Source organism: Brevundimonas sp. UBA5866 (genome assembly GCF_002432125.1).
In the GTDB taxonomy this organism is placed as follows: domain Bacteria; phylum Pseudomonadota; class Alphaproteobacteria; order Caulobacterales; family Caulobacteraceae; genus Brevundimonas.
The window spans coordinates 1-18,021 of sequence record NZ_DJFS01000063.1 but is presented as its reverse complement, the minus strand read 5'-3'; the positions used below and the strand labels follow the sequence as shown (position 1 = coordinate 18,021).

Sequence of the window (18,021 nt, the reverse complement as noted above, 5' to 3'; positions counted from 1 at the left end):
CCGTCCAAGGCGTATGGGATTTTCAGTTGCGGGCAGGCGACATCTAGCTAGGGTTGCATGATGAACGCGCAACGCCCCCTACCGTTGGCGACTGTCGCCACCCCCGACGCCGGATGATCCCGCAGCCGAAGCAAACGTTCCGCCAGACCTTTTGGCGCGACTTGACCGGGCAGAGCGATCGCTGGGGCCGTACCCTCGTACTGGCAGTGGTGGTCGGACGCCTGTCGTTTATGGCGCTGGGTGCGTCCATCGTACTGATAGCCGGAGAAGGTGCGTACGATAATTTCAGCGGCATCCCCGACGCACTCACTGAAGAATGGATTATTGCAAGCCTAGCGTTCGCACCTCTCATCGAGTCGCTGGCCATCTGTTTCGTCGTATGGCTCTTGGGTAATCACAAGGGTTTGGGGTGGCCGGTGTGGGCAACCAGCCTCGCTTGCGGGGTGCTGGCTGTTCCTTATCACGGGCTCAGCTTGGCATCGTTTGCCGTCTTCCCGTTCTTTTTCTTGATGGCTGCGATCCAGCATCACTGGATGAAACGAGGCAAGGGATGGGAGGGTTTTTGGCTAATCCTAGCGATTCATCTGGTAGCTAACGCACTGGGCCTAATAGCCATGGCTTTACTATGGCCCGAGCTCGCGTGACGGCGCGAGGAGTGCCTATGCGAACGCGAACGTCCGTCTCCCGGCACTGACTGACATTCTTAGTGCCCGCTATCCGCCCTGCTAACCCTCTTGAACAGTTGCGGTCGCAGGCGGGGTCGGCCATATCCGGTGCATGTCCGCATCGACGCCCTCCGCCTCGCCCGATCCTTCCATGCTGCATGATCTGGTCGCCGCCGCCCTCAAGGCCGGTGCTGACGCAGCCGAAGCCGCCACCGCCCGCCGCGCCTCTCTGGCCGTCGGCGTCCGCAACGGCGCACTGGAGGATGTCGAGCGCGAGGAATCCACCGACCTCGGCCTGCGTGTTTTTGTAGGCAAGCGTCAGGCGACGGTATCGTCCTCGGACCTGTCCGAGCCAACCCGTGGGCGCCTTGTCGAGCGGGCCATCGCCATGGCCCGTCTTGCACCCGAAGACCCCTATGCCTCGCTGGCCCCCGAAGAGCTTCTGGCCCGTGGCCCGCACCCCGAGCTGGACCTGTTCGACGCCAGCGGACGCTCCGCCGAACAGCTTGAAGCCGCCGCCGTCGCCGCCGAACACGCCGCGATGGCCGTTGAAGGCGTGTCGCGTTCCGAGGGCGGCGATTCCTCGTGGTCCTCGACCGAATGGCACCTCGTCACCTCGCACGGCTTTGTCGGCCAGTATCGCGGCAGCATGTTCTCGCTGGGCGCGGGCGTGATCGCCGAAAAGGATGGCGCGATGGAACGCGGCGGTGAAAGCCGTTCGCTGCGCCACTTCGCCGACCTGCCCTCCGCCGAAGAGATCGGCCAAAAGGCGGGCGAGCGCGCCGTGGCCCGCGTCGGGGCCCGCAAGATCGCCTCAACCACCGCTCCCGTCATTTTCGAGAACCGGATCGCCACTCAGGTCCTGTCGCCCCTGCTGGGTGCCATTGCCGGTACCGCCATCGCCCGTGGTTCATCCTTCCTGAAAGACAAGCTGGGCGAGATGGTCCTGCCGTCGGGCGTGGATCTGGTGGACGATCCGCATATGGTGCGCGGCCTCGGCTCCACCCCGTTCGATGACGAAGGCGTGCGCGTAGAAAAGCGCAATCTGGTCGAGGATGGCCGCCTGACGACGTGGCTGCTGAACACGGCTTCGGCGGCGCAACTCGGAATGACGTCCACAGGTCACGCCTCGCGCGGTCTGGTCGGCCCGTCGGGCGTGTCGGCCCACAACGTCCACCTGACGCCGGGCGAAGGCTCGCTGGACGACCTGATGGCATCGGCGGGCACCGGCCTGTTGATCACCTCCATGTTCGGCCCCTCGCTGAACGGCAACACGGGCGACTGGTCCGCCGGGGTTTCGGGCTTCTGGTTCGAGAACGGCCAGCGCGCCTATCCGGTCAGCGAAGTGACCGTGGCGGGCAATCTGGTCGATCTTTACGTCCGCCTGCAACGCGCGGGCGACATCGAATGGCGCAGCGCCTTCAACAGCCCGTCGCTGCTGTTCGACAAGGTGGCGATCGCCGGTAAATGACCTCGCTTGACCAAGACCTTGCCCTGATCCGTCAGGCCGCCTTCGACGCCGGCCAGATGGCGCTCGACTACCGCGATGCGGGGCTGAAGGTCTGGTCCAAGGAGAACGCCTCTCCGGTCACGGACGCCGATCTGGCGGTCGATAATTTCCTGAAAGAGCGCCTGCTGTCGGCAAGACCCGACTATGGCTGGCTGTCGGAGGAAACCGCCGACAGCACCGACCGCCTGTCCAAGAAGCGCATCTTTGTGGTCGATCCCATCGACGGGACGTCGGCCTTCATGCGCAACAAGCCGTGGTGGTGCACCCCCATCGCCGTTGTCGAGGACGGCGAACCCGTCGCCGCCGCCATCTATGCTCCCATGCTCGGCGAGATGTTCGAGGCGACGCTGGGCGGGGGTGCCCGCCTTCAGGGCCGCCCCATCACCGCCTCGGACACCCGCGAGCTGGAAGAGGCCGAGCTGCTGGCCGACGCCCGCCTGATGGAGGCGCGCGAGTGGGACGAGCCGTGGCCCCACATGAACTTCTCCAAGCGCAACGCCCTGGCCTATCGCATGGCCCTGGTGGCGGCGGGGGCCTTCGATGCCGCCATCGCCATCAGCCCAAAGTGGGACTGGGATGTTTGCGCAGGATCGCTTATCGCACAGGAGGCTGGCGCGGTCGTCAGTGACCACAAAGGCCACAAATGGCGATTTAATCGCCACGATCCGCGACAAACGAGCATGATTTGCGCCGCTCCGGCATTGCACCCGTTGATAATCCGGCGGACAGCGCCTATCCCGCTCACCTTCTGACCCCTCTCCTGTGCAATGGGCCCCTCTCCATGGCTGACAAGCTCGAAACTCAACTGCTTCACCTCGTCATCGGTGGCGAAATGCGTCACCCGTCGGAGCCGACCTTCCGCGACCTGAAGGAAGTCGAGTTCGTCGGCGCTTTCGGTTCGTACGAAGAAGCCAAGGCCGCCTGGAAGGCTCGCGCCCAGGCCACCGTCGACAACGCCCACATGCGTTTCTTCATCCTGCACGCGCACAAGCTGATCGATCCGCGCGGCGACGCATAAGCAACGATCAGAACTGATCCTGACAAGGGCGGCTGGGGCTAGGGCTTCAGCCGCCCTTGACGTATGGTGGGTCTTTGAACGGCAAGGAGGCCCATCATGAACATGCCCCCTCTAGGCGGCGAAGCCATTGCCGGTATCGTGTCGCTGTTGCTGGTGCTGGTGCTCTGGACCCGTTCCCTGCTGGCCAAGCGCGCCTCTGACGAAGCCTTGAACCAAAAGCTTCTGGAGCGGCAGGAACGGATCGACGCCGAACGCGCCCGGAACTCGGCGCCGCAGACACCGCCCCCGACCGATGGGGAAAACGGCCCCTGGGACTGATCACTCGCGGCAGAGTATCCGCTCGACCAGAAGATCGCCCCACCATTTGGAGCGGAAGGTCCGGGTCATACTGTCCGCGTCATAGGCATCGCTGTACATCCAGCTGATCAGGTCTATTCCCTTGGACTCGGCCTCGCTGACATAGGTTTCCAGCACCATGTCCAGCACCCCGGTCTTTCCCTCGCGGTTGTGCAGGGTCCGCCGTCCCAGCTCGGACTTGGCGACAGACATCGGCTGTCCAAGATGGAAATAGCGGTACAGCGCCGCCATCAGGCCCACGCGGTCCGCACCCGACTTGCAGTGGATCAGCACCGGATATTCGATCGTCTCGAAGAGGTGCTTGGCCTGGATGATCCTTTCCGGCGTCGGGGCATCGCGTGAATCAAGCGGCGCATTGATCAGGGTCAGGCCCAGCTTCTGGCAGGCGTCTTTCTCCAGCCAGTAATAAGGCTCATTGCGCGGGCCTCTCAGGTTTATGACCGTGCGGATACCCTGTCTCTTCCACCACGCCAGTTGACGCGGCGACGGCTGGTTGGACCGTACCATCTGTGCATCAACCCAGTGGGCATTTGTGAAGCTTGTACGCAGAAAGGCGTGGTCGCCCCAGAAATAGGACCACAAGACCTTGAATCGGCCATAAGGCGAGGACAGATCGGGAAACGACATAAGCGTCAGATAACCTTAACGAACGCTTCGGTCACTCTTTCCATGTTCCGCCCTGCAAGCCAAGGCGCTTGACTCACAGCCTTTACCGTCCGACCGAAGTATAATGAACAGCCCCGCAGACCAGACCGATACCCCACAGCCCCTGGGGCAACTGCTGAGGCGCCTGTGGCGCGACTATCTCTCGCATCACAGGGTTGCGTTCTTTTCCTCGATCGCCCTGGCTGTCTGCGCAGGCGGGCTGACGGCAGGACTGCTGCGTTTCCTTGAACCGGCCATCGATCTGCTGTTCCAGCCCCATCAGGGGCCTGTACGCTTTCTGCACTTCTTCACGGTTCAGCCCCAATGGCTGATCGCACTCGTCCCGGGCGTGATCATTGCCATTTCGATTGCCCGCTCCCTGACGATGGCAGGGCAAGCCGCCCTGGTGAACCGTCTGGGCCACGGCATTGTCGGCGACATCCAGAAGCAGCTGTTCTCGCGCATGATCAACGCCGACCTGTCGCGTCTGCGCAACCAGCATTCCGGCACCTTCGTCTCGTCGGTCCTGTTCGACGCCAACCTTGTGCGCGAAGCCTTCACCAACGGCATCGTCAACTATACCCAGAACGTGCTGATCGTCGTCGGGGTGATGGTGGCGATGGGCTTCATCGACCTGCCGCTGACACTGATCGTTCTGCTGGGCGTACCGGCTGTCACCCTGGTGATGCGCAAGTTCGGCAAGAAATCCCGTAAGGCTGCCAAGGGCGCAATGGCCGAAACCGAGGTTCTGTCCTCGGCCCTGATGGAAAACCTCGACGGCGTGCGCGTCATCAAGATCGAGAACCGCGAAAGCGCCGAAGAGGCCAATGTCGCCACCGTCATCGACCGCCGCCAGCGTCACGTCATCAAGGGTGCCGACAGCCGCGCCTATGCCGGGCCAGCCTCCGACATCATCGCCTATTCCATCGTCGCCGCCGTGATCGGCTATGCCGGCTGGAGCGCCAGCAAGGGCCAGATGTCGGTCGGTGGATTTGCCGCCTTCATCGGCATGCTGATGCTGGCGGGCCAGTCCCTGCGCCAGCTCTCCAACCTGACCACCGTCATGTCCGAAGGCATGACAGCGGCGCGCCGCCTGTTCCAAGCCCTCGATATCCAGCCGGAAATCCGCGAACAGTCCAATCCGGCTACCCTCGCCCCCGGTCCGGTCGAGATCGTTTTCGAGGACGTCTCCTTTGCCTATCGCACCGCCACGGGCGAAGTGCCGACCCTGCGCGGTGTGAACCTTCAGGTTTCGCCCGGCGAGACGGTTGCCCTTGTCGGCCCGTCCGGCGGTGGCAAGTCCACCATCCTCAGCCTGCTGCCGCGTTTCTATGACGTCACGGGCGGACGCATCACGGCCAACGGTATCGACCTGCGCGACCTAAGCCTGTCGTCCCTGCGTGACCATATCGCTCTGGTGACGCAGGAACCCTTCCTGTTCGATGACACCATCGCCGCCAACATCGCCTATGGCCGCGAGAACGCCACCGAAGAGCAGATCATCGAGGCCGCCCGCGCCGCTGCCGCGCACGACTTTATCTCGGCCCTGCCCAATGGCTACCAGACCCGCGTGGGCGAGGCCGGTGCCCGCCTGTCCGGTGGCCAGCGCCAGCGTATCGCCATCGCCCGCGCCTTCCTGAAGAACGCGCCCATCCTGCTGCTGGACGAAGCGACCAGCGCGCTGGACACCGAAAGCGAGGCCCTGGTCCAACAGGCGCTGGACCGCCTTATGGAAGGCCGCGCCACCCTGATGATCGCCCACCGCCTTTCGACCGTGCGCAACGCCGACCGCATCTATGTGATTTCGGCAGGCGAGATCATCGAACAGGGCACCCACGACGCGTTGATCGATCATGGCGGCCTGTATGCCCGTCTGGCCCGCCAGCAATCGCTGGATACCTATGCCCCGTCCCTGCTGCCTGACGAGACCGGCGCATGAGACCGCTTCGTAACCCCGTCATACAGCGCAGTATCGCCTTCCTCTTTTCGGAATGGCTGCGTTTTTGCTTCGCCACCACCCGTTGGACCCACGAGAACGAGCAGGTGGCCGAGGCGGTATGGGCGCAAAAGAACAAGGGCGTCTTGATTGCCTTCTGGCACTCACGCCTTGGCATCGCCGCCGCCTCGTGGCCGATGGATCGGGCCCAGCCCCCGCGCGCCATGATCTCGCTGTCCGCCGACGGCGAGTTCATCGCCAAGGCCGTAGCCCGACTGGGCATCCCTGCCGTGCGCGGCTCGTCCTCCAACAAGGACAAGCGCGAGGCCTCGAAGGGCGGTACCCAGGCCCTGCGCGACGGTCTGAAATATCTGAAATCCGGCGGCGGACTGGCCATCACGCCTGATGGTCCGCGCGGACCGGCGCGCCAGATGGCCGAAGGACTGCCGGTTATGGCCCGTATGTCGGGTGTGCCGGTGCTGATCCTCGGCGCATCGGTAAAGCCCGCCATCCGTTTGAAAAGCTGGGACCGCGCCCTTATCCCACTGCCCTTCGCCAAGGGGGCCATTGTATGGGACCGCGCGGATTTCCCGGAAAACGGAGACGTCACCGAAGTGGCTGAGGCCTGGACCGAGCGGCTGACCGCGGCCGAAGCCCGCGCTGATGAAATCACCGGATTAGAGCGCGTCTGACCGTGAGCTTCAGTCCCGCACTCATCGCCTACCGGCTGGCCACCAGGGTTCTGGAACCGATGGCCCCGCGCATGCTGGATGCCCGCGTCCGCAAGGGCAAGGAGCACCCTGCCCGCGTGGACGAGCGTCTGGGCATCGCCGGTTGCCCGCGCCCATCCGGTCCTCTGGTCTGGATCCACGGCGTCAGCGTCGGCGAGGCCCTGTCCATCCTTCCGCTGGCCGAACGCATCCGCAAGGACCGTCCGGATGTCACCGTCCTTGTGACCACCGGAACCCTGACCTCTGCAGAGGTATTGGCCCCGCGACTGGCCGAAGGGGTCATCCACCAGTTTGCACCCGTCGATACGCCCTCGGCAGTGCGTCTGTTTCTGGATCACTGGAAGCCGGACCTCGGCATTTTTGTCGAAAGCGAGCTGTGGCCCAATCTGATCTCGGCTTGCCGTGAGCGGCGTATTCCGCTGGCTCTGGTCAGCGCCCGTATCACCACCCGCACCTACGAAGGCTGGCAAAAAGCGCCGTCTATGGCCCGCAGTCTGATGGCGGCCTTCGACCATGTCTGGCCTCAGGATCAGGAAGGCAAGGATCGTCTGGTCGCTCTGGGTGCCCGCGTGGACGGCATGGTCAATCTCAAACTGTCTGGAGAGCCCCTGCCCTATGACCGTGCGGAGTTCTCGCGTCTGTCAGGGCTGATCGGCGACCGGCCGGTCATCGTCATCGCCTCGACCCACGAGAACGAGGAACGCGCTCTGGCCAAGGCGCTCAAGGGGCTCGCTCCGCGTCTTCTGATGATTGTCGTGCCGCGCCATCCCGAACGCGCCAGCGGCATTGTCGAAGAGCTTGAACTGGATGGCTGGAAACTGACGCGCCGAAGCGTGGGCGGCGATATCGAAGACGGTATCCAGATCTATCTGGCCGACACCCTGGGCGAACTGGGGCTGTTCATGCGTCTGGCCGATGTTGTCGTGCTGGGCGGTTCGTTCGCGCCCGCCCTCAGTGGCGGCAGCGTGGGGGGCCACAATCCGCTTGAGCCGGCCCGCCTCGGCAAACCGACCTTCAGCGGACCCGACGCCGCCAACTGGCAGCAGGTCAACCGCATACTCAAACAGTCCGGGGGCCTGGTCAGTGTTCTGGCCCCCGATGAGTTGCGCGACCTGATCCTGCCCCTGTTGGATAATCCGGACGCGGCCCGCAACATGGGCGAACGCGCCCGCAGGGCCGCCAACGAGGCCGCGGCCGGTCTGGACCGCCTGTGGGCCACATTGCAGACCCACCTTCCCCCCGCCCCCAAACCGGAGCGGAGACGCCCGCGATGAAGCTCAATACGCCGCGCTGGTGGTACACCCGCGACCGCAACCACGCGCCCGTCACCCGCATGGCCCTGAAGCCCCTGTCGTGGATCTGGTCCGCTGTGACGGCCCGCAGGATCGCCCGCACAACGGGATATGCCCCCGGCATACCGGTCATATCGGTGGGCAATGTCACGGTGGGCGGATCGGGCAAGACGCCCGTGGCGCGGGAAATCCTGCGGCTGCTGCGTGAACGAGGCGGCAATCCGGCGGCCTTGTCCCGTGGCTATGGCGGCAGGCTGGAAGGCCCCGTAACCGTGGACCCTGCTGTCCATTCGGCAAACGATGTGGGTGATGAGCCCCTGATGCTGGCCCGGGACGGCATGGCCATCATCAGCCGCGACCGGGCCGCCGGTGCACGCGCCGCAGTCGAAGCAGGGGCCGACGCCATCGTGCTGGATGACGGGCACCAGAACCCGTCCCTGCAAAAGACCGTCAGTCTCGTCATCGTGGACGGGGAAACCCGCAATGACGAATGGCCGTTTGGCGATGGCTCTGTCTTCCCTTCCGGTCCCATGCGTGAACCGCTGGCGGCCGGTCTGGCTCGTGCGGACGGTGTCATCATCCTGCTGCCTACAGACATGGACAGTGCCGACGCCGAACTGGTCGAGGTCTTTGGCGATCTGCCGGTATTCACCGCGCGTCTCAGGCCTGCCGCGCCGCCGCCACCCGGCCCCCAGGTCGGCTTTGCAGGCATTGCCAAGCCGTGGAAGGTTGAGCGTTCACTGATCGCAGCAGGTTGTGATCTAAAGGATTTTGTCCCGCTGGCCGATCACGCCGTACTGAGCGATGACCAGCATGAATTCCTGCTGGAGCGCGCCAAGCTGTTTGACGCCGGTCTGGTCACCACCGAAAAGGACTGGGTCCGTCTTGCCCCCGAAAGACGTACGAATATTCAAGCTTGGCCGGTACATGCACGCTTCGACAATGAGGCCGTATTCACCGATTGGCTGATTTCAAGAACGTGATCGACCAAACTTAAATTTACAATTTACCGTTTCTGTTAGGCACTACTACTCTCTCAAACCGTTATATTGGCATCCCCCCACTGACGCTGAGAGCAGATACATATGAAAATCGCGGTCCTCGACGATGATCAGGTCCAACTTCAGGCGATTTCTCAAATCGTGGAAAAGGCCGGTTATCGGCCCTCCACTTTTTCGCGTGGTCATGCTCTCATCTCGGCCCTGCGCCGCGACACCTTCGATCTACTGATCGTAGACTGGAACCTGCCGGACCGCTCGGGCATCGAGATTGTAGGTTGGGTGCGTGCAAACCTGACGCCGCCGCCGCCAATGCTGTTGGTGACCAGCCGCGTCGAGGACGACGATATAGTGGCCGCCCTGAATGCCGGTGCGGACGACTATCTGGCCAAACCGATTTCGCCGATGGTGCTGGAGGCGCGCATCCGTGCCCTTCTGCGCCGTGCGTATGAACATGTGGCTTCGCCCGCCGAGCGCGAGGTCTATGACGACATCGTCTTCAACGTCAGCACAACCACGGTCGTGCGCGACGGTGTCAGCATCACCATGACCCCCAAGGAATTCGCGCTGGCCCGCCTTCTGTTCCGCAACCTGCACCGCGCCCTGTCGCGGACCTATCTGCTGGAAACCATCTGGGGCAACGAACCGCACCTGAACAGCCGCTCGCTGGACATGCATATCTCGCGTGTCCGCAGCAAGCTGAACCTGCGCCCCCAGCAGGGATACCGCCTGACTCCGGTATACAGCTATGGCTACAGGCTGGAACGCTCCAACGCCGAGCCGGGTCAGGACACCGCTCCGCAGCCTGAATCCGTGGGTCAATAGCCCGCGCGCCTTGGCTCGATATTCAGACCGGATTGGCAAATACCCTGTGATCATGAGCAAATCGACAGTTGGACTTGGCCTGGCCCTGGTCCTGGCAGCGGCCCCCGCAACGGTACTGGCGCAATCCTCGTCCGAAGAGGGCGCGGGCGCGACCGCGGTACTGTGCGAAAGTCCGCTGTCCTATCTGGTCAATCGCGGCGACACCCTGATCGACATTGCCCGCAAATACCTGCGCAGCCCGAACGACTATCGACAGCTTCAGCGCGACAACCGCGTCGCCAATCCGCGCCGCATGGCGACCGGGCGGTCCCTCAGCATCGAACCCGCCCTGCTGAGAACCCGCGATGATCCCGCGCGCCTCGAAAGCTTTCGCGGGGAGGTACGGGTCGAGCGCAATGGCACAACGGTCAGCCCTTCGCAGGACGCCCTGCTGCGTGAGGGCGATATCATCAGCACCGGCCCCAGTGCCTTTGTGCGCATAGCCTTTTCGGATGGCACCCACACTGTGGTGCCATCGCAGAGCCGGCTTCGTCTGGAACGCCTCCGCCGCTTCGTCATCAACGATGCGCCCGACTACAGACTGGTCGTCGATCGCGGCCGTGTCGAAAGCCGTGTCTCTCCCAGACAGCGTCCCGGCGGTTTCCGCGTCATCACGCCAACCTCGGTATCGGCCGTCCGTGGCACCTCTTTCCGCGTCGCCTTTGATGAAACCACCGGCAGCACGGCGACCGGCGTATTGGATGGCACCGTCGCGATGGCGGACACCGCCCTGACCAATGCTGTCCTGCTGCCCGAGGGTCAGGGGGCGGCCCTGCGCCCCGGCCAGAGCGATCTGGTTGCGGTTCCCCTGCTGGCCGCGCCGGTCATGAAGGAAGACAGCACCCTCCAGACACGCGAAGAGATTGCCTTCGACTATACCGCCCCTGCTGACGCCCACTTCATCCAGGGCTATGTCGCCTCTGATGCGGGCATGGAAGACTTGGTCGCTGAGGCACGGACCTCCAATGGTCAACCGCTGGCTCTGGCAGACCTTCCAGAGGGGCAATGGTTCCTGCGTCTGACGGCCCTGTCCGCCGAGGGTCTTGAAGGACGCGCGCGGACCTTCAACTTCATCCGCGCCCGCAACAGCGTCGGCGGTCTGAGCCTGTCAAACGAACTGCTAGGCAAGACACGGTACTACCGTTTCAAATGGAGTGCAGGGGGCGAGGGCGAGGCGACGTTCCGCTTCCAGATCAGCCGCGCCAATGAGGACGGAGAGCCGCAGGGCCAGCCGCTCGTGGACAGTCCCGGCCTGACCGACACAGCCTTCAGCCTGACCGACCTGCCGCCGGGCACCTACAGCTGGCGGGTGGAAGGCACGCGTTACCGCTTCGGTCACCGTTTGTCGGCATGGTCCAATCCTGAAGTTCTGACCATCAACCGCTGACAGGCGCGGCCTTGTTCATCACCACTGGCCTATCATCCCCGCCCGACCCCGCCACGCGGCTGGGCGGACGTGTGCTGGTCGAGTGGTGCATCACAGCGGTGCTGGCCATCGCTCTGGTTGTCTGGCTCAGCCTCGGAGAAGTCACCCGACGCGGCGACAGCATTGTCTTCGACGCCATCAGCCATGCCAATGCCACGCAGGCCCATGACGGCATTGTTGTTATCGCCATCGATGATCGCAGTCTTGATGCCATTGGCGCGTGGCCGTGGCCCCGCAGCGTTCACGCCGGACTTGTCGATCGACTGAAGCAGATCGGCGTGCAAGCCGTGGGCTATGACGTATTGTTCGTCGATCCCACCGATGATGACGATGCCCTGGCCCGGTCGATACGCGAGGCTGGAAATGTCTATCTGCTGGCAGCCATCGACACACCGGGCTTCAATGGCAGACAAGCCTCCGTGAGCATGCCCGCCGGGGCGTTGGGCACGGCAGCGGCGGACATTGGCCATGCGGTACTGACACCCGATCAAGACGGCACAGTACGCAGCCTGCCCCTATGGGCCAGCGCCGACGGCATCACCTTGCCCCACCTGTCCCAGCTTGTCGCCAAGCAGGGCAATGTCGATACCCCCCCGCCCACGGGTGCCCCCGGTGACGGTCTTCTGACGTCACAGTTACGGACCCTGCGCTTTCCCGCCGGTGCCGAACCCTATCCGACGGTTTCCTTCGTCGATGTGCTGCGCGGCGAGGTTCCTGCCGGATTTCTCAAGGACAAACGCGTGCTGGTCGGTGCCACCGCACAGGGCATGGGGGATCGCTATGCCACCCCCACCAGCACGGAGGGTGCCCTCATGCCCGGCGTCTATATTGTCGCCACCCTGACGCAGGCCGTACTGGATGGTCGTTACATACAGCCCATCAACAGGAGCCTGAGCGCGATCCTGTCCCTGCTGCCTCTGGTGGTGATGCTGTCGGGGTTTTTATGGCTGCGCCCTGTCGCCAATACGGTTTTGGGTTTTGGCCTGATCGGTCTGACCCTCGGCATTTCCGCATACCTGCTGATACAGGGCGTTTGGTTCCCGCCGCTGGCCGCCTGTGCAGGGGTTATCGTGGCTTGGCCCTTGTGGAGCTGGCGACGGCTGGCGGCGACATACCGCTATATGCAGTCCGAACTGAACGACCTGCGCGCGGATACCGAAACCCACCATCTGTCGGCCCTGTCTCCCGGTGCCAAATGGCAGGCAGGCGACGAAATCGCCCGTCAGGTTCTGGCCCTCAGTTCGGCACTCAAACAGTTCCGGGACTTCAATCGCTACATCAACCAGTCGATCAAGAGCCTGCCCGATGCCGCTCTGGTCACCGATCTGTACGGTACAGTCCTGATCGCCAACAGGCGGGCGCGCGATCTGTTTGCGGCCATCGAACTGGAAGGCGCGCATCTGGACCATCTTTTCCAGACCCTCGGCCTGCGCGAATGGCGCAGTCTGATTGACGCCCAGCCCGGCATCCGCGACGAACTGCAACTGGCCGATGGCCGCGCTTTCCAGATCGCCATCGCGCAGTTGGTGGATACCGCCGAACAGTCTGCCGGTTTGATCGTGCGCATGGCCGATGTCACCCCGCTTCGCGCCGCCGAACGCGAACGGCAGCGCACCCTTCAGCTGCTTGGCCATGACATGCGCGCCCCGCAGGTCTCCATCCTGACCCTGCTGTCGAACGAAACCCGATCGCCAAAGATCGAGGACCAGATCCGCAAGAATGCCCAACAGACCCTGACCCTGGCCGAAGGCTATGTTCAGCTGTCACGCGCCGAAAACCAGATGTTGAGCTTCGGTGTGGCCAATCTGGGCGATCTGGTGACCGAGGCTTCCGATACGCTGTGGCCACAGTCTGCCGCCAAGGGGGTCGAGTTGGTGACCCCTGAGGATGATGAGGAATATCTGGTTGATGTGGATGCCGCCCTGATGCGCCGCGTCATCATCAACCTGTTGGACAATGCGATTCGCCACACCCCCACAGGCGGCCATGTGGCCTGTCAGCTGTCACGATGGGACGACAGGGTGCTTCTGGCCATCTGCGACGAGGGGCCTGGTCTGGATGCGGATATGCGGGGCCGCCTCTTCCAGCCCTTTGCCGGTGGCAATGTTTCCGGTGCCGGACTGGGGTTGGCCTTTGTGCATACTGTGGTGCAGCGCCACGGGGGTCACATCAGCATAGACCCCCCGCAGGGTATGACCCCTCCGACACATGGCGCCTGCTTTTACATCACCCTGCCCGCCGTTGAGGGCGAACCGGATTAGAGCGTGTCTTGCGGTGCCCCGTCGATCAGGGCATCGACCGCCATCTTGGACAGGGCATCCAAAAGATCCGGAGCCGTTTCGCCCACCGGCCCGCGGCCACTCACCCGCACCAGGCGTCGGTCGGTCCCGTCCTTACGGGTCGCCAGAACAGTCAGGACATGCAACCCCGGCTCACGTCGGGCACCGGTAGGGCGGGGCTTTTCTGCCCATTCGCCCTCGCGGGCGGACACATCGGTATAGGTGCCGACGGCGACAGGCCTGATCGCCAGCGCGACCTCCAGCTGCCACTCCCCCGCCTCACCCACACTGCGCTTCTGCAGCTCTGCGGTCACGGCATTGACGACGCGGGCATCATCCGATGGCAGGAACCGCACGCCATCGATCACCGCGGGTTCCCTCGGGGCCATTTCAACCCTGAATTCCGGGCCGGAGCTGCAGGCGGACAGACCGCCTGTCAAAATCACTCCGCCCAGGATCATGAGCTTCAATGCACGGGGAACACGGGCGATAATGGTCATACAATCTCCGAACTGCATGGATCGATTGGCTGACATTCGATGCGATAGCGTTTCGCCATCACGCAAATGTTAGGCACGCGCTATTAATAGGTATATTGGGCCATATTCTGGTCAAACCAGTAGAAATGCCCGCGCTCGGCACAAGCATGCCAACGACACAAGTCCGCCTTCCCACAGCTTCCAATACGGCTTAGCTCAACTTTCTGCCTATATTGAAGAAATGGCAAGGCTTGTGACAAGAAAAGCTTTACAGCCAAGCTTGCCTATTATGATTTTGAACGTTCTTTTATGCGCCTTAACCATCAACCTTGAGGGATGGAAGAGTGCAGATTTCAAGGCGTGGACTCATACTCGGTGGCTCGATAGCCTTGTCTGGATGCGCGACCGCATCCGCACCACCGACGGCTCAGCAGGCCTACGCACCACAGCCGACACCGACCATACCCCGCCCTGATCTGGCGGCCTATGCCGCCCCCGTCCGCACCCAGACGGTTATCGATCCATACAATCTGATCCGTCGCGATCTGCTGGAGCGGGCCCGTGCAGCGATGGATACACATGGCCATCGCGTCGCATTGCGCGACCGTATGTACATCGTCGATTTCCAGAAGTTTTCAGGTACCGAGCGCCTCTATGAGGTCGATCTGCTGGGTGGATGGGTCACATCCTACCGGACATCCCACGGGCGCGGCTCAGACCCGGCCCACAGTGGCTATGCCGAACGCTTCTCCAACCAGCCCGACAGCCACATGTCCTCCTTGGGCTCCTATGTGACGGCCGGCCCGTCGTGGGGTCCGCAACAGGGGCCAAACGTGCTTCTGGACGGGCTGGAGTATTCCAACAACCTCGCCCGTCAACGCGCCATTATCGTACACGGCGCGGACTATGCCGATCCCTCATTCCTTGCGCGTGAAGGCAAGTTGGGGCGCTCCTACGGCTGCTTCTCGTGCAGCCACGCCGACCTGCAGGCCTTGCGCGAGCGCATGGGCGAAGGGCGGCTGCTGTTCGCCATGAACTAAGGAAAAAGGGGAAGGCTGAACCTTCCCCTTGAAACCTATTCGCGACCGATAGCCCGCCAACCGATGTCGGTGCGGTGGAAGCCGCCCGGCCAGTCGATCTTGGCAATCGCCTCATAGGCGCGCTCGCGGGCCTCGGTGACGTCCTTGCCATAGGCGCAGACGTTCAGAACGCGACCGCCCGCCGCGACCAGTTGGCCGTCATCGCGGCGCTTTGTTCCCGCATGGAAGACCTGAACGTTCGGGCCGAAATCCTGATCGGCCCCGCGGATGATGGAGCCTTCCAGCGGGCTGTCCGGATAGCCCTTGGCCGCCAGGACCACGGTGATGACGACACCCGGCTTGAACTGGGGCACCGGAGCCTGCGACAGGTCGCCCTTGGCACAGGCCAGCAGCAGCGGAACGATGTCGCCATCAAAGCGCATCATCAGCACCTGACATTCCGGATCACCGAAACGGGCGTTGAACTCGACGACCTTGGGACCTTCGCTGGTCGCCATCAGACCGGCATAGAGCACGCCCTTATAAGGCGTGCCTTCCTCGGCCATTTTCTGGATCGTCGGCTGGACGATGCGGTCATTGGCCTGTTTGACGAAATCGGCCGTGAACACCGGCGCGGGGGAATAGGCACCCATACCGCCCGTGTTCGGACCGGCATCGCCGTCAAAGGCGCGCTTGTGGTCCTGTGCGCCGCCGAACAGGACGGCGCGCTTGCCGTCGGACAGGGCGAACAGGCTGCCTTCTTCGCCGTCCATGAACTCTTCGATGACCACGCGCGAGCCGGCGCTGCCGAAACGGCCGCCCAGCATACGCTCGATCTCGATCTCGGCATCCTTGCGGTCCGGGCTGATGGCTACGCCCTTACCGGCGGCCAGACCGTCGGCCTTGATGACATAGGGAGCGCTATAGTTGGCCAGCGCCGCCTTGGCTTCCTCGACATCCTCATAGACGCCATAGCCTGCGGTCGGGATGTTGTGTCGGGCCAGAAACGCCTTGGAAAAGGCCTTGGAGGTTTCCAGCTGCGCCGCCTTGGCCGAGGGGCCAAAGCACGGAATGCCCAGACGATCCAGCTGGTCGGCCAGTCCTTCGGCCAGCGCGGCCTCGGGTCCGACGACGACCAGATCAGCGGCGATTTCCTTGGCCAAGGCGACCAGCGCGTTGACATCGGTCGCCTTGATGTCGCTGCGCAACTCGCCGTGTTGCGCCATGCCGGGATTGCCGGGCGCAATGACGAGCCGCGAAGCGCGCGGCGACTGGGCGATTTTCCAGGCCAGGGCGTGCTCGCGCCCTCCCGAACCGACGAGCAGAATGTTCATAACGCCGGAATGATGGACCTAATGAGTCAGGTCAAGATTAACGTGGCGGATTATAGCGCGGCAAAGCCGCTAATTCCCCGGACGTGAGCTGGGTGACCAAATCCGGACTTTTTCCATCGGTCCGCGTTTCGGCCTTTACCTGGGCCAGAGGCAGCAACACCTGCACATCGCCGGGACCATCCAGTTCGACCACAAAATGCGTCACCGTCCCCGACGCATCGGTCACCAGGCTTTCAACATCGCCAAGGTCCTGCCCCTGTGCATTGACGAGATCGGCATCCTCCAGAGCCTTGCGTGTCATACCCAGCGCCAGTGCGGCCTCATTGGTCGCGGCCTTGGCCTCATCACGGCTTAGAGGTTCCGGTGCCATGTCTGGGGCCGGTGCACGCACCACATCGTTGGTGCTGTTGTCACAGGCCCCCAAGCCCAGAACGCCTACTGCGGCCACAGCCATCATCAAGGAAGTCTTCATCGTCACAGCCTTTTCGAACCTCTGCCCCATGCCCAAGCAAACGACGGGGCATTCTGACCGTTCCCGCCGCGCTATTCAGGCTGTAGTGTCGCCTCTATGGATTCCGACGATTACGCCTTCGAAGGCGCGGCCCCCGAAGCCGCTCCCGTACGCGACAACAACCCGCCCCTGTCGATCTCGGAGCTGAGCTTCGCGCTCAAGCGCACGCTCGAGGACCGCTTTGGCCACGTCCGTATCCGGGGCGAGATTTCCAAGGTCACGCGCCACTCGTCCGGCCACGTCTATCTGACGCTGAAGGACGACAAGGCCGCCATCGACGGTGTGATCTGGAAGGGCGTGGTGCGCACGCTCGGCGCCCAGCCCGAAACGGGGCTTGAGGTTATCGTCACCGGCAAGATCACCTCCTATCCGGCGCGGTCGTCCTATCAGATCGTGATCGAGAGCATGGAGCCTGCGGGGGCCGGTGCGCTTCTGGCGCAGTTGGAACGCATCAAGGCCCGTCTGCGCGAAGAGGGCCTGTTCGAGCCGTCGCGCAAAAAGCCCCTGCCCGCCTTCCCCGCCACCATCGGCGTCATCACCAGCCCGACCGGCGCGGTCATCCGCGACATCCTGCACCGTATCAGCGACCGCTGGCCCTGCCGCGTCATCGTCTGGCCAGTGATCGTTCAGGGCGATGCCGCTGCCAAACAGGTGGCCAATGCCATCCGCGGCTTTGACGCCATGACGCCCGACGGCCCCATCCCGCGGCCCGACCTGCTGATCGTCGCGCGCGGCGGTGGCTCGGTCGAGGACCTGTGGGGCTTCAACGACGAACAGCTGGCCCGCACCGTGGCCGACGCCACCATCCCGATCATCTCGGCAGTCGGCCACGAGACGGACACCACCCTGATCGACTTCGTGTCCGACCGGCGCGCGCCCACGCCGACCGGGGCCGCCGAAATCGCCACGCCGGTTCTGGCCGAACTGCAATGGGGCCTGTCCGATCTGGAGACCCGC

Annotated in this window: 18 protein-coding genes; 14 read left to right on the top strand and 4 right to left on the bottom strand. The window is 63.5% G+C overall.

What is annotated here, in order from left to right; translation table 11 throughout:
• The first annotated feature begins 113 nt into the window (after positions 1 to 113).
• From B3H86_RS06840 to B3H86_RS06820, 5 genes are all read left to right on the top strand, one after another.
• Complete coding sequence (locus B3H86_RS06840) at positions 114 to 644, top strand: hypothetical protein (RefSeq protein ID WP_292052266.1); 531 nt, start codon at positions 114 to 116, stop codon at positions 642 to 644.
• Between the two features lie 133 nt (positions 645 to 777).
• Positions 778 to 2,136 carry a TldD/PmbA family protein gene (locus B3H86_RS06835; protein ID WP_292052264.1) on the top strand — a complete coding sequence of 453 codons (1,359 nt, stop codon included), beginning with the start codon at positions 778 to 780 and terminating at the stop codon, positions 2,134 to 2,136.
• A complete protein-coding gene (locus tag B3H86_RS06830; RefSeq protein WP_292052262.1) occupies positions 2,133 to 2,927 on the top strand; it encodes a 3'(2'),5'-bisphosphate nucleotidase CysQ in 795 nt (264 codons plus the stop codon). The genes B3H86_RS06835 and B3H86_RS06830 overlap by 4 nt, the downstream gene beginning before the upstream one ends.
• 29 nt (positions 2,928 to 2,956) lie before the next feature.
• Positions 2,957 to 3,193 (top strand): DUF4170 domain-containing protein, encoded by a 237-nt coding sequence (locus B3H86_RS06825; RefSeq protein WP_292052261.1) that lies wholly within the window; start codon positions 2,957 to 2,959, stop codon positions 3,191 to 3,193.
• Positions 3,194 to 3,289: 96 nt separating this feature from the next.
• Positions 3,290 to 3,511 carry a hypothetical protein gene (locus B3H86_RS06820; protein WP_292052260.1) on the top strand — a complete coding sequence of 74 codons (222 nt, stop codon included), beginning with the start codon at positions 3,290 to 3,292 and terminating at the stop codon, positions 3,509 to 3,511.
• Here the strand turns inward: B3H86_RS06820 and B3H86_RS06815 are convergent, their stop codons facing one another.
• A complete protein-coding gene (locus B3H86_RS06815; protein ID WP_292052259.1) occupies positions 3,512 to 4,177 on the bottom strand; it encodes a fused DSP-PTPase phosphatase/NAD kinase-like protein in 666 nt (221 codons plus the stop codon).
• Positions 4,178 to 4,280: 103 nt separating this feature from the next.
• Between B3H86_RS06815 and B3H86_RS06810 the strand changes: the two genes are divergently transcribed.
• The 7 genes from B3H86_RS06810 (at position 4,281) to B3H86_RS06780 (ending at position 13,703) form a co-directional block, all read left to right on the top strand.
• On the top strand, positions 4,281 to 6,134 hold the full coding sequence (locus tag B3H86_RS06810; protein ID WP_292052258.1) for an ABC transporter ATP-binding protein: 1,854 nt from the start codon (positions 4,281 to 4,283) through the stop codon (positions 6,132 to 6,134).
• Positions 6,131 to 6,823: a lysophospholipid acyltransferase family protein gene (locus B3H86_RS06805; RefSeq protein ID WP_292052257.1), complete on the top strand. Its 693-nt coding sequence runs from the start codon at positions 6,131 to 6,133 to the stop codon at positions 6,821 to 6,823. Before B3H86_RS06810 ends, B3H86_RS06805 begins: the two co-directional genes overlap by 4 nt.
• Before the next feature lie 2 nt (positions 6,824 to 6,825).
• Entirely contained in the window at positions 6,826 to 8,136 is a 1,311-nt protein-coding gene (locus tag B3H86_RS06800) for a 3-deoxy-D-manno-octulosonic acid transferase (RefSeq protein WP_292052256.1), read from the top strand.
• Complete coding sequence (gene lpxK, locus B3H86_RS06795; RefSeq protein WP_292052255.1) at positions 8,133 to 9,137, top strand: tetraacyldisaccharide 4'-kinase; 1,005 nt, start codon at positions 8,133 to 8,135, stop codon at positions 9,135 to 9,137. Before B3H86_RS06800 ends, lpxK begins: the two co-directional genes overlap by 4 nt.
• A 102-nt stretch (positions 9,138 to 9,239) precedes the next feature.
• Positions 9,240 to 9,977, top strand: a complete 738-nt coding sequence (locus B3H86_RS06790) for a response regulator transcription factor (RefSeq protein WP_292052254.1) — start codon at positions 9,240 to 9,242, stop codon at positions 9,975 to 9,977.
• A gap of 52 nt (positions 9,978 to 10,029) precedes the next feature.
• Positions 10,030 to 11,403 (top strand): FecR domain-containing protein, encoded by a 1,374-nt coding sequence (locus tag B3H86_RS06785; protein WP_292052252.1) that lies wholly within the window; start codon positions 10,030 to 10,032, stop codon positions 11,401 to 11,403.
• An 11-nt stretch (positions 11,404 to 11,414) separates the two neighbouring features.
• Positions 11,415 to 13,703, top strand: a complete 2,289-nt coding sequence (locus B3H86_RS06780; protein ID WP_292052250.1) for a CHASE2 and HATPase_c domain-containing protein — start codon at positions 11,415 to 11,417, stop codon at positions 13,701 to 13,703.
• Here B3H86_RS06780 and B3H86_RS06775 read toward each other — a convergent pair.
• Positions 13,700 to 14,110, bottom strand: a complete 411-nt coding sequence (locus B3H86_RS06775; RefSeq protein ID WP_292052249.1) for a hypothetical protein — start codon at positions 14,108 to 14,110, stop codon at positions 13,700 to 13,702. The two genes, B3H86_RS06780 and B3H86_RS06775, sit on opposite strands and share 4 nt — an antisense overlap.
• Before the next feature lie 479 nt (positions 14,111 to 14,589).
• Here B3H86_RS06775 and B3H86_RS06770 point away from each other — a divergent pair, with 479 nt between their 5' ends.
• Positions 14,590 to 15,240, top strand: coding sequence for a murein L,D-transpeptidase catalytic domain-containing protein (locus tag B3H86_RS06770; protein ID WP_292052247.1), 651 nt, complete (start codon positions 14,590 to 14,592; stop codon positions 15,238 to 15,240).
• Positions 15,241 to 15,275: 35 nt separating this feature from the next.
• On the opposite strand, the gene purD is transcribed toward B3H86_RS06770, so the two are convergent.
• Together purD and B3H86_RS06760 are read right to left on the bottom strand one after the other, a co-directional pair.
• A complete protein-coding gene (purD, locus tag B3H86_RS06765) occupies positions 15,276 to 16,553 on the bottom strand; it encodes a phosphoribosylamine--glycine ligase (protein ID WP_292052245.1) in 1,278 nt (425 codons plus the stop codon).
• Positions 16,554 to 16,590: 37 nt separating this feature from the next.
• Complete coding sequence (locus B3H86_RS06760; protein WP_292052244.1) at positions 16,591 to 17,025, bottom strand: PRC-barrel domain-containing protein; 435 nt, start codon at positions 17,023 to 17,025, stop codon at positions 16,591 to 16,593.
• Between the two features lie 96 nt (positions 17,026 to 17,121).
• On the opposite strand from B3H86_RS06760, the gene xseA reads away from it, so the two are divergent.
• On the top strand, positions 17,122 to 18,021 hold a 900-nt coding region (gene xseA, locus B3H86_RS06755; protein ID WP_292052242.1), incomplete at its 3' end, for an exodeoxyribonuclease VII large subunit.